This is a genomic window from Gottfriedia sp. NPDC057991, assembly GCF_042886615.1.
Taxonomy (GTDB): Bacteria; Bacillota; Bacilli; order Bacillales; family Bacillaceae_G; genus Gottfriedia.
This window is the reverse complement of the sequence record NZ_JBHVQN010000004.1, coordinates 475,687-488,361: the sequence shown is the minus strand read 5'-3', so window position 1 is coordinate 488,361 and position 12,675 is coordinate 475,687. Positions and strand designations below refer to the sequence as shown.

The window sequence follows — 12,675 nt, the reverse complement described above, 5'->3', positions numbered from 1 at the left end:
AATTTCTTTGTGGGGTTTCTTTGTATTACTATACAATTCCTAGCATTATAAATTAATAGATTAAAGTTACTTTTGTCCATAGTTTGTCTAAAAATCGAATGATTTTCGAAACATCAACTTGTTCCGTAGTAAATGGAATTAAGCAATTAGTATAATGGTTAAAAGAAATTTATTAAAAGTAAAGAATGTTAGAGGACTTTGAGTATGAATCCTAAAAAAGATTTTTTTAAATCCTATGACTTTATTATGCTAATTTTAATTTTTTGTCTGATGTTTACTAGTATTGTTGCGATCTATTCAGCTAGTAAAAGTGGTCAGTATCAGGGAGGTTTCGTAGAAAGGCAAAGTGTTTTTTATTTAATTGGACTTACAATATCAATATTAATTGCGAAAATTGATCTTAACCGAATCAAAAAGATAAACTGGATTATTTATGGAATTTGTATTTTACTTTTAATCGTTTTAATTTTTGCACCTAAAAGTATAGCGAGACCAGTCAACGGGGCAAAAGCATGGTTTCAGCTACCGATTATTGGTTCACTACAACCTTCAGAATTCATGAAGATAAGTTTAATTATAAGTATTAGTGCCTTGGTAGATAAACATAATAAGGTATTTAAAATTAATAATATAAAAACTGACTTAATTTTGTTATGTAAAATACTCCTTGTTTCGTTGCCACCTTCCTTAATTGTCCTTAAACAACCGGATACTGGGATGACCATGATTTTTCTAGTCATTATTTTCTCCATCGTAATGTGCTCCAAGATTAAAACATCAATTTTGTTATTTTTAATATCAATTCCTTCACTAATGATAATTGCATTTTTAGTACTCTTAACTAAATTTCCGAATTATTTTGAAGAAAGAATACTGTCTTTATTATTGCCTCATCAGAGAAGTAGAATTGAAGGATGGTTAGATCCATTTGCACACAGTGATGCCGGATTTCAAACAAAACAAGGATTACTAGCAATTGGTACAGGTCAATTTTCAGGAAAAGGGTACTTAAATGGAATTGTTTATATTCCAGAAGAACATACTGATTTTATTTTTGCTAATATAGGCGAAGAGTTTGGTTTTATTGGAGGAGCAGTAATCATAGCTTTGTTTTTTCTTTTGCTAAGTAGATTAATAAATATTGCATTGGATGCTTTAAAAAATACCAATAATTTGTTTGGCCCAATGATCTGTGTTGGTACGATATCTGTATTAACATTTCAAATCTTTCAGAATATAGGAATGACAATAGGCTTGCTACCTGTAACGGGTATTACACTACCATTTATAAGTTACGGTGGAAGTTCATTGTTATCAAATATGGTATTAATAGGATTAACACAATCAGTTAGAAATTCTTATAATGGATACATATTCCATAGTTTGTCGGGAGGGAAGTATGGATAACAAAATATTTGAAAAGAGAATGAGAGTGTTACTATACATAGCCATTGGTTTATTCTCGATTATAATCTTAAAACTTTTGTATACGATAATAACTCTAAATTAAGAGCTAGTAAGATGTCACTATAATTTGGATTAACTATCCTTTTTTATTGCCACAAATAAATAGGTGATATTATTAAAAACCTCTTTTTTCTTGAATGAACAGAGAAAAATAGGAAGTATTAAGTTCCGGGAAACAGGTAATAGCTGTATTTTTCTATATATGAACAATTCATTGTGTAAACATTCACATAAAATACCATTAAGAGTGTAAGGAGATTTACGCTCTTTTTTTTATGAGCATTACCATAAACTTATCACTTAATACTAAGCCCTTCTCCATATTATTATGCTATAATTTTAAATAAACGAAAGTGAACAGAGAGAAGGGATACCATGCAAATTTTACAGAGAATTATTCAATTAGTAGATTCAATTCCTTTAGGAACTCGTGATGATTGGGACTCTTATTTTTTAGGACAGGCATTTATAACTTCTCTTCGTTCAACTTGTGGAAGTAGAAGGGTTGGAGCAGTTATTGTAAGTGACAATAGAATAATTGCTTCTGGGTATAATGGTTATCCAAAAGGAGCTAAGCATTGCATTGATGGGGGATGCCCACGCTTTGCTGCTCGTCAAGAAGGGTTAGTAGAAAGTGGTAAATACTCAGATCAGTATCCTTGTGATGCTTTCCATGCTGAAGAAAATGCAATTTATCAACTAGTACAATCAGGAATTCAAAAAACGAAAGGTGATAATTGGACAATCTATTGTACGACTGCACCATGTCGAGCTTGTGCGAAAATGATAAATGGAGCGGGTATTACTAGAGTTGTATATAATGTAGGCTATCCGGATGATTATTCTATTGAGTATTTTGAAAAATATGGAATTGAACTAACAAGAATTCCTACTGAATAATCGTGAATCCATATTTAAACAAACGTTTAATTTATTTTTATAAGTAGGTTAATCCAAAATTTGATGTACAGACTGTTTGGAAGCGAACGTCTTTCGAGGCACGGAAGCCTAATGAAGAGTGGGGTTACCTTATACGGTAATGAGAACTTCGGTTAGGTGAAGAAACGAAGAAAGCGAGCGTTTGACGGACAGTCTTTAATTATTTTACTTGGATTTAAGAGGAATGTTGCCCGACACATGGGAAATTTGGTATTATCAGTATATTGTATGTTGTGCGAATAATATGGAGGTGCATATAAATGTCAAAAATTACAATGGAGCAAGTTAAGCACGTTGCTCATTTAGCGCGTTTAGCGGTGACTGAGGAAGAGGCAGAGAAGTTTTCAAAACAACTTGGAGCAATTTTAGATTTTGCTGAGGAGTTAGGTGAACTTGATACAACAAATGTGAAACCAACTACACATGTTCTAAAAATGCGTAATGTATTACGTAAAGATGAGCCAGGTAAAGGTTTACCAATTGAAGAGGTACTGAAAAATGCACCAGACCACAAAGATGGACAAGTTAAAGTACCGTCAATATTGGATTAAGGGGGGGAATTAGAATGTCATTATTTGAATATACAGTTTCAGAATTACATAGCAAATTAAAATCAAAAGAGATTAAAGTAGAAGAATTAGTAAATGAATCGTATGAGCGAATCTCTGCAGTTGATGGTAAAGTAAAATCATTTTTAACTTTAAATGAAGAGCAAGCGCGTCTACAAGCGAAAACACTTGATGAAAAGCCTTGGGATGAGTCTCGTGGAATTCTTTCTGGTATGCCTATTGGTGTAAAAGATAATATCGTTACAAAGGGTCTTCGTACTACTTGTGCGAGTAAAATACTTGAGAACTTCAATCCAATTTATGATGCGACAGTTGTAACGAAAATAGCACAAGCTGAAAGCATTACGATCGGTAAATTAAATATGGATGAATTTGCAATGGGTTCATCTAATGAAAATTCTGCGTTCGGTGGTACTCGTAACCCTTGGAATACTGAATACGTACCAGGCGGAAGTAGTGGTGGGTCTGCAGCTTCAGTTGCTGCTGGAGAAGTATTATTCTCTTTAGGTTCTGATACAGGTGGATCAATCCGTCAACCAGCTTCATTCTGTGGAGTTGTTGGTTTAAAACCTACATATGGTCGTGTATCTCGTTCTGGTTTAGTAGCATTTGCTTCTTCTCTAGACCAAATTGGCCCAATTACTAGAAATGTAGAAGATAATGCATTGTTATTACAAGCAATTTCAGGATTAGATGCAAGTGACTCAACTTCAGCAAATGTAGAAGTTCCTTCATTTGCTAAGGCGTTAACAGGTGATGTAAAAGGTCTTCGTATCGCTGTACCTAAAGAATATTTAGGAGAAGGCGTTGGTGAAGAAGCTCGTGCATCTGTTATGGCTGCTTTAAATTTATTAGAAAGCTTAGGTGCTACTTGGGAAGAGGTTTCATTACCACATTCTAAATATGCATTAGCTACATATTATTTAATTTCTTCATCTGAAGCATCTGCTAACTTAGCTCGTTTCGATGGTATTCGCTACGGTCATCGTGCAGTTGATGTAGAAAACTTAATTGATCTTTATAAGAAAACTAGAGCTGAAGGCTTTGGAGATGAAGTAAAACGCCGTATCATGTTAGGTACTTATGCATTAAGTTCTGGTTACTATGATGCTTACTATAAAAAAGCTCAACAAGTACGTACATTAATAAAAGAAGATTTCGAGAAAGTATTTGAAAACTATGATGTTATTATTGGCCCAACTACACCAACTCCTGCATTTAAAGTAGGCGAAAAAGTAAGTGATCCAATGACAATGTACGCAAATGATATTTTAACGATTCCTATTAACTTAGCGGGTGTACCTGCGATTTCTGTTCCTTGTGGTTTCCACAATGGCCTTCCATTAGGATTACAAATTATTGGTAAACATTTTGATGAGTCTACAATTTATAGAGTTGCGCATGCATACGAGCAAGCAACTGACTTTACAAAACAAAGACCACAACTATAAGGAGGCGCGGGAAAGATGAATTTTGAAACGATAATCGGTTTAGAAGTACACGTAGAATTAAAAACAAAATCAAAAATCTTCTCACCAAGCCCTAATGCGTTTGGTGCAGAACCAAATACAAACACTGGTGTAATTGATTTAGGTTATCCAGGTGTGTTACCAGTATTAAATGAAGAAGCTGTAAACTTTGGTATGAGGGCAGCAATGGCATTAAATTGTGAAATTGCAACTGAAACAAAGTTTGACCGTAAAAACTACTTCTATCCTGATAATCCAAAAGCTTACCAAATCTCTCAATTTGATAAGCCGATTGGTGAAAATGGATGGATTGAAATTGAAGTTGGTGGCAAAAAGAAACGTATCGGTATAACTCGCGTTCATTTAGAAGAGGATGCTGGAAAGTTAAATCATACAGATGAAGGTTATTCATTAGTAGACTTTAACCGTCAAGGAACGCCATTAATTGAAATCGTTTCTGAGCCGGATATGAGAACACCTGAAGAGGCTTATGCATATTTAGAAAAACTTAAATCAATTATTCAATTCAGTGGTGTATCAGATGTAAAAATGGAAGAAGGCTCACTTCGTTGTGATGCTAATATTTCTTTACGTCCATTTGGACAAGAAAAATTCGGTACAAAAGCAGAATTAAAGAACTTAAACTCTTTTGCTTTCGTTCAAAAAGGACTGGAGCACGAGCAAGTTCGCCAAGAAAAAGTATTATTATCTGGCGGAGTAATCCAACAAGAAACACGTCGTTACGATGAAGCTACAAAGACTACAATCTTAATGCGTGTAAAAGAAGGTTCGGATGATTACCGTTACTTCCCAGAACCAGACTTAGTTGAACTATATATTGATGATGAGTGGAAAGAACGTGTTCGCAAAAGTATTCCGGAGCTTCCAGATGCTCGTCAAAAACGCTATGTAGAGCAACTAGGTTTACCAGCATACGATGCAATGGTATTAACTTTAACAAAAGAAATGTCTGATTTCTTCGATGACACTGTAAACAATGGTGCAGATGCAAAATTAGCATCTAACTGGTTAATGGGTGAAGTTTCAGCATACTTAAATAAATCACAAAAAGAATTCCATGAAGTTGCTTTAACGCCTGAAAACTTATCTAGTATGCTTAAGTTAATTACAGACGGTACAATCTCTTCTAAGATTGCGAAAAAAGTATTCACTGAGTTAATCGAAAACGGCGGAGACGCAAACGAAATTGTAAAAGCGAAAGGCTTAGTACAATTATCTGATGAGGGCGCACTTCGTAAAATCGTTATTGAAACTCTTGATGCTAACCCACAATCAATTGAAGACTTTAAAAATGGTAAGGACCGTGCTATTGGTTTCCTTGTTGGTCAAATGATGAAAGCGACTAAAGGCCAAGCGAATCCACCACTATTAAATAAGATCTTAATGGAAGAAATTCAAAAAAGATAAATCTTTTAATACAAAAAACTACGAGCTAAATAAGCTCGTAGTTTTTTTGCATTGTTTAGAATCAAAATGACTCAATAATATGGTTGGCTTGTTGGTGCATACAAAAGGATATCCACCTTACTGTAGGATCGTTATATAATCCTGTTATATGTATTAATAAAGAAAAACAACCAGCACCTAGTATATTTCCAATGTAAGTTATAAGCCATAAATGTAACACCTCTGGCCAATTCATTTTTCCTCTAATTGCAGTGTAGGCAAAATAAAATATGTTTCCTATAAATAGGTCAGCACCACCGTATGCAATTAGAAGAATGGCGACGGTAATTGTTATAGCAGCCATTGGGTAGGCAAAAGGTGTATACGCAGCATGAAAGAAATGACCTGATTTAAATGCTACTATAACGCCGAAGCCTATAAACATACTAGCCATTATTGCTCTTAATAAAAAACGCAAAACACTATCACGGTAAATTTTTAACTTTTTTAAAGCAAAATACTCTACATTCACAAACGGTTTGTTTTCCATCTCATTATCAATCCTTAATTCTACTTTAATGTATTTATCATCAATATGTACTATAATGATTAAGTTGTTCAAAACGATAGAAAAATATAGCAAAGAAACCAATGTAATATAAATTTAATATAATATAATAAGCTTTTCAAACTGGGTTTGAACATGCTTTATAAAGGTAAAAATAGATAAGTAAATGGAAAAAGTTTACTACAAAAACTTTTTAGGTTAGGATATAAGTTAGAGAACTTAAATAAATAAGTAGGATGGTTAATGATGAAACGTGCTAGAATTATCTACAACCCTACTTCTGGTCGTGAAATTTTTAAGAAAAAGCTTCCCGATGTGTTGCAATTGTTCGAGCAAGCGGGGTATGAAACTTCTTGTCATGCAACAACCGGTGCAGGTGATGCGACAATCGCAGCAAGAGAAGCATGTGAACGAAAATTTGATTTAGTTGTAGCTTGCGGTGGAGATGGAACACTTAATGAAGTCATTAGTGGTATGGCAGAACAAGAATATCGACCAAAGTTAGGATTAATCCCGGTTGGGACAACAAATGATTTTGCTAGAGCAATTGGTGTGAATGTTTCAATTATGGAAGCGGCTGAAGTCATAACAAATGGGCAAACTGTCCCCCTTGATATTGGAAGAGTTGATGATAAATATTTTGTAAATATTTTAGCTGCCGGTAAAATTACAGAATTAACATATGAAGTACCTAGTAAACTAAAAACAATGTTAGGACAGCTAGCATATTATTTAAAAGGTATTGAAATGTTACCAAGAGTTAAGCCTACACGATTAAAAATTGAGTATGATGGAAAAGTCTTTGATGAAGAAGCATATTTGTTCTTATTATCGAATACAAATTCAGTTGGCGGATTTGAAAAAATTGCACCAGAGGCAAGTATCAATGATGGACAATTTGATTTATTAGTCTTAAAGAAATCAAATATAGCCGAAATCATCAGAGTATGTGCCCAGCTATTAAGTGGCCAGCATGTACAAAATGAATATGTTCTTTATACTAGAGCAAGCCATTTGAAAATTATGTCTGATGATAAACTACTATTAAATATTGATGGTGAGTATGGTGGAGAAACACCATGTACTGTCGATATGCTTTACAACCACCTAGAAATCTATGTACCATAATAAGTGAAATAGTAGTAAATACTAGAAAAAGTAACCACGGTAGTTAACGTGGTTATTTATTTTGTATAATGAAATAGTTTAATAAAAGGTTGAAAGGTAGGTAAGGGACTTGTCGAAAAGAGTATTACCTGTAGAAAAGAATCAATTCATAGATGTTGAATTTATCGATTTAACTCATGAGGGGCATGGAGTTGCAAAGGTGGATGGATATCCGATCTTTGTACCAAATGCACTTCCTGGTGAAAAAGCACAAATTAAGGTACTAAAAACAAGCAAAGGCTTTGGGTTCGGTAAAATTATTGAATTCCAAAAAGAAAGTGATGTTCGAGTTGAACCAATTTGTTCGATTTACGATCAATGTGGTGGTTGTCAAACTCAACATATGAGCTATGAAGGCCAACTTGAAGCGAAACATAAACAAGTAGTAGAAGTTGTAAAACGAATTGGGAAACTTGATGACGTAGTAATCCATCCAGTGCTAGGAATGGAAAATCCATGGAGTTATCGTAACAAAGCACAAGTTCCAGTAGGGGAACTAGAAGGTGGACTAGTTGTTGGTTTCTATCAAAAGAGAAGCCATGAAATAATTCCAATGAATGAATGCTACATTCAAGGAAAAGAAAATGATGAAATGATACAAGCTGTGAAGGATCTTTGTGAGGAATTAAAAATTGAGCCATACGATGAAGTTGGCCACAAAGGACTATTGCGTCATATTATGGCACGCTATGGATACTATACAAATGAATCAATGCTAGTTCTTGTTACAAATAAAATGAACTTTGCTCAAAAAGACGAATTAATAGCTAGAATTGTTGAGAAATATCCAACAATTACAAGCATTATTCAAAACGTAAATAATGAAAAAACAAATGTGATACTTGGGAATCCAACAATTGTATTATACGGAAGTGAAACAATCAAAGATAAAATTGGTGACATTACTTTCGAAATTTCAGCTCGATCATTTTATCAAGTTAACCCTACACAAACTAAGGTTTTATATGATAAAACACTCGAGTATACAAACTTAAATGGTAGTGAAACAGTTATTGATGCATACTGTGGAATCGGATCAATCTCATTATTTTTAGCTCAAAAGGCTAAAAAGGTTTATGGTGTAGAAATTGTACCAGAAGCGATTGAAGATGCGAAACGAAATGCAATGATTAATGAGATGACAAATGTTGAATTTGAGGTAGGGAAAGCTGAAGAAGTTATACCTAATTGGTACAAGCAAGGAATTACAGCGGAAGTATTAGTTGTAGACCCTCCAAGAAAAGGTTGTGACGAGGCTTTATTAAATACAATCATTGATATGAAGCCGAGTAAAGTAGTTTATGTATCATGTAATCCTGCAACATTAGCAAGAGATTTACGAGTACTTGAAGACGGCGGTTATAAAACAGTTGAAATACAGCCAGTGGATATGTTCCCACATACTAGTCACGTGGAAGCTGTCGCGAAATTAGTACTGAAAGATGGCAACTGATTTTATATCTTTTCAATCTAGTGGTCTTCCAAATTACTTCAGTTTTTTAACAAAACTTTTAGTAACTTGAACAGTGGAATGCTGTTTGATGGGCCGGAGATAATAAGTGAATAAGCATGGTATAAATGAAAAGGAAGCGTTTTTTAATTTTGGGATAAAGGGGTTGGACTATTTTCCCATAATGAGAGGATTTGAATTTGATTATGATAGATAATTTTTGGCGTGATTTACCACGACCATTTTTTGTGCTTGCACCGATGGAAGATGTGACAGACGTTGTTTTTCGCCATGTGGTGAGTAAAGCGGGTAGACCGGATGTATTTTTCACAGAGTTTACAAATTCGGATAGCTATTGTCACCCAGAGGGCATGAAAAGTGTGCGTGGCCGTTTGATTTTTACAGAAGATGAACAGCCAATGGTGGCACATATCTGGGGGGATAATCCTGAATATTTTCGTCAAATGAGTATTGGTATGGCGGAACTAGGATTTAAAGGAATCGATATTAATATGGGTTGCCCTGTACCGAATGTGGCATCAAGAGGGAAGGGGAGTGGCCTTATTCTGCGCCCAGACGTTGCTGCAGAACTTATTCAAGCAGCAAAAGCAGGCGGACTTCCTGTCAGCGTGAAAACGCGACTCGGCTTTAAGGAGGTAAATGAGTGGGATGAGTGGTTAACGCATATTTTAAAACAGGATATCGCCAACCTTTCTATTCATTTACGTACAAGAGATGAAATGAGCCAAGTAGATGCGCATTGGGAGCTAATTCCGGAAATTAAAAAATTACGTGACCGTATCGCACCAAATACGCTTCTAACAATCAATGGAGATATTCCTGACCGTCAAATTGGACTACAGCTTGCCGAAAAATATGGTATTGATGGAGTTATGATCGGACGAGGCATTTTTAAAAATCCGTTTGCTTTTGAAAAAGAGCCAAAAGAGCATAGTAGTAAAGAACATCTTGATCTTTTAAGACTCCAGCTTGATCTTCAAGATCAATATGCGGATGTATTGCCACGTTCAATCACAGGGCTTCATCGTTTTTTCAAAATTTATGTCAAAGGATTCCGCGGAGCTGGTGAACTAAGAAATCAATTGATGAACACGAAATCAACAGATGAAGTACGTGCAATGCTTGATAACTTTGAGTCAAAGAATCTTGATGGAATATTGGAACTGTAAAAGTGTCAGCCCTTGTGTTGTCAATTACAGTCTGCACATATAAATACAATTAAAAAGTACTCTCTAGAGTAGACACTTAAAGTCTAGCTATAGGGTACTTTTTTTGTATTCATTATACAATCTAGAACTTTGACGAGTTGTTCACATTGAATAAGTGGTTTTTTTCCTTTACATGAAGAAAATATCCACCTAGTAAATGAGAAATGTTTACTTTACAATAAATGCAACTATACATTCATAACAAATTTGAAATTTAAGATGAAATAAAAAACGATAAAAAGAATGAATTAAAAGCTAAATGTATAAGTAGATTGATACTTATTAGCTTAACGAAAGGACGGATCAACACATAATGAATAGATTGATAATCGGAATGGATGGCGGAGGAACGAAAACGAGAGTTATGGTCAAAGAACGACTAGATGGAGAAACGTTATTTGATCAAAATTTTGGGATGTCAAATTATAACAACATCGGTGTTGAAGGGCTTAGACCAGTATTTAGTGAAATATATGAATCACTAACTTCTTGTTTTGGAGAGCGCTTACGAAATGCGATCCTTGTATTAGGCTCTGCAGGAGTAGATCGACCGAAAGATATTGATATTTATTTGAATGCATTAAAAGAAAGTGGTTTTACTTGCCAGTTAGAAGTAGTGAATGATGCAGAAATTGCTCTTGTTGGTGGGAACGGAGATCGAAAGGATGCTTTAATGATTGCTGGAACAGGTTCCATCGTTATGGGAGTAGACTCAAAAGGAAATACAATACGCTCAGGAGGATGGGGCGGATTAATAAGTGATGAGGGTGGAGGCTTCCAAATTGGCTTACATGCAATCGCGACAGTTATGAACGAGTATGACAAAGTGATTGCTCCTACATCATTTACCGAAAAACTACTTGCTCATTTTAAGTTAAATTCTCCAGAAGATTTTATGGACTTATTATACTTGGAAGATACAATTCCGGTAGATAAGGTAGCTTCGTGTACGCCAATCATATTAGAAGCATGGGTAAAAGGTGACGAAGCTGCTCGTACAATTGTCGAAGGAGAACTAGATAAGTTGGTTCGTTTAGTCATTGGAATCAGCCGACAAATGGGATCAATTAATTTCCGCCTTTCTGTGGCAGGAAGTTTGCTGACGAAATCAACTGAGTATTTCGATACGCTAAAAGAGAAGTTAAATGTGGCTTTACCACAGGTTGAACTTTCTACACCTCTTTATGATCCAGTTTTCGGTGCCATCATTATTGGCGAGAAATACAAGTAATTCAAAATAAAAATAGTAAGGAATGGCGATCGAATATGCGTGAAATAGGAATTAGTGTGTATCCCAACTTTTATCCAATGAATCAAATCAAAGATTATTTAGAAAAGGCTAATTCATTTGGTTTTAAAAAGGTATTTGTTTCACTGATTTTAAATAATCATGGTTTTGAAGGAGCACTAAATGTAAATGCTGAAACTTGGAATGAATTATTTAGTTATTGTAAAGAACTTAATATGACGGTGTCAGCTGATATGAATGATGAAGTTTTCAGTGAGTTGGGTTGTACATTAACCGACCTTACAGCGTTACAAAATATGGGCATCACAAGACTCCGCATCGATGGTGGGTTTACGAGTGAAGAAGTTGCACTTCTTTCAAAAAATAAGCAGGGAATACAAATTGAAGTAAATGCTTCAATGTCTTCTTCTAATAATCAAGATGGAAACGCTTTACGCGAATGTCGTGAGTTTTTAGAAACAATAGAAAGAGAAGGAAATATTGGACAACTAACAGCTTGTCATAATTTTTTTCCTCTACCAGATACAGCATTGTCTTTAGAAGATATACGTTCAATTAACAATATGTTTGCTTTATTCGGTGTGCCAATCGGAGGGTTTGTTGCATCTCAGCTTTCGCCTAAGGATTTACACCACTTAGGCCATGGAGTTTGTACAATTGAAAAACATCGCTTCTTGCCTAGCCATATTGCCATGCTAGAGTTATTTGCAAATGGTTTTAATGATGTGTTAATTGGTGACTCATTTGCAGATTTTTCAGAGCTCAAAGAAATGTCTAGATGTTACAAACGAGATTATATAGAAATTCCAGTTGTTTTTAATCAGTTTGTTCCCGAGCCGACAAAAATGAAAATTAGCGAGCAGGTTCTTATTTCAAGAGTAGATCAACCAGCAAATCTCATTCGTGCAACTGATACAAGGGGAATGGAAGTACCCCATTGCTATTGTGCACCAAGAAAGAAATATACAGTTTCAGTTTTAAATAATCGAAGTGCACAATATGAGGGAGAGGTACAAATTTCATTAAAAGATTTAGGACAATCCGTTGAGCATAATGTCATTGGATTTGTTCATCCTTTTGCATACGATTTAATGCCTTATCTATTAGCAGGCAAAAATAAATTTCGATTAGTTGAATATAAGTAAAAAAATTTATAGTCGA

General features: G+C 34.8%; 11 protein-coding genes. 10 read left to right on the top strand and 1 reads right to left on the bottom strand.

The genetic code is table 11. The features are described 5' to 3' along the window. Positions 1–204 precede the first annotated feature (204 nt). From ACFVR2_RS16460 to gatB, 5 genes are all read left to right on the top strand, one after another. A complete protein-coding gene (locus ACFVR2_RS16460) occupies positions 205–1,407 on the top strand; it encodes an FtsW/RodA/SpoVE family cell cycle protein (protein ID WP_387363803.1) in 1,203 nt (400 codons plus the stop codon). Positions 1,408–1,842: 435 nt separating this feature from the next. Next, the gene (locus ACFVR2_RS16455) at positions 1,843–2,367 is read left to right on the top strand and encodes a deoxycytidylate deaminase (RefSeq protein WP_387363801.1); all 525 of its coding nucleotides are present in this window, start codon (positions 1,843–1,845) and stop codon (positions 2,365–2,367) included. Between the two features lie 299 nt (positions 2,368–2,666). After that, positions 2,667–2,957 (top strand): Asp-tRNA(Asn)/Glu-tRNA(Gln) amidotransferase subunit GatC, encoded by a 291-nt coding sequence (gene gatC / locus ACFVR2_RS16450; protein WP_387363798.1) that lies wholly within the window; start codon positions 2,667–2,669, stop codon positions 2,955–2,957. Between the two features lie 14 nt (positions 2,958–2,971). After that, positions 2,972–4,426 carry an Asp-tRNA(Asn)/Glu-tRNA(Gln) amidotransferase subunit GatA gene (gene gatA, locus ACFVR2_RS16445; RefSeq protein ID WP_387363795.1) on the top strand — a complete coding sequence of 485 codons (1,455 nt, stop codon included), beginning with the start codon at positions 2,972–2,974 and terminating at the stop codon, positions 4,424–4,426. 15 nt (positions 4,427–4,441) lie between these two features. After that, positions 4,442–5,872, top strand: a complete 1,431-nt coding sequence (gene gatB / locus ACFVR2_RS16440; protein ID WP_387363792.1) for an Asp-tRNA(Asn)/Glu-tRNA(Gln) amidotransferase subunit GatB — start codon at positions 4,442–4,444, stop codon at positions 5,870–5,872. Between the two features lie 61 nt (positions 5,873–5,933). Here the strand turns inward: gatB and ACFVR2_RS16435 are convergent, their stop codons facing one another. Next, entirely contained in the window at positions 5,934–6,401 is a 468-nt protein-coding gene (locus tag ACFVR2_RS16435; protein ID WP_387363789.1) for a formate/nitrite transporter family protein, read from the bottom strand. Positions 6,402–6,662: 261 nt separating this feature from the next. On the opposite strand from ACFVR2_RS16435, the gene ACFVR2_RS16430 reads away from it, so the two are divergent. The 5 genes from ACFVR2_RS16430 to ACFVR2_RS16410 all read left to right on the top strand — a co-directional run bounded on the left by ACFVR2_RS16430 (position 6,663) and on the right by ACFVR2_RS16410 (position 12,659). After that, positions 6,663–7,547 (top strand): diacylglycerol kinase, encoded by an 885-nt coding sequence (locus ACFVR2_RS16430; protein ID WP_097973985.1) that lies wholly within the window; start codon positions 6,663–6,665, stop codon positions 7,545–7,547. Between the two features lie 109 nt (positions 7,548–7,656). Beyond that, the gene (gene rlmD / locus ACFVR2_RS16425; protein WP_387363785.1) at positions 7,657–9,039 is read left to right on the top strand and encodes a 23S rRNA (uracil(1939)-C(5))-methyltransferase RlmD; all 1,383 of its coding nucleotides are present in this window, start codon (positions 7,657–7,659) and stop codon (positions 9,037–9,039) included. 203 nt (positions 9,040–9,242) lie between these two features. Further along, positions 9,243–10,226, top strand: coding sequence for a tRNA dihydrouridine synthase (locus ACFVR2_RS16420; protein ID WP_387363898.1), 984 nt, complete (start codon positions 9,243–9,245; stop codon positions 10,224–10,226). A 352-nt stretch (positions 10,227–10,578) separates the two neighbouring features. Beyond that, complete coding sequence (locus ACFVR2_RS16415; protein WP_387363782.1) at positions 10,579–11,496, top strand: N-acetylglucosamine kinase; 918 nt, start codon at positions 10,579–10,581, stop codon at positions 11,494–11,496. A gap of 35 nt (positions 11,497–11,531) precedes the next feature. Continuing rightward, positions 11,532–12,659 carry a MupG family TIM beta-alpha barrel fold protein gene (locus ACFVR2_RS16410; protein ID WP_387363779.1) on the top strand — a complete coding sequence of 376 codons (1,128 nt, stop codon included), beginning with the start codon at positions 11,532–11,534 and terminating at the stop codon, positions 12,657–12,659. Positions 12,660–12,675: the final 16 nt, after the last annotated feature.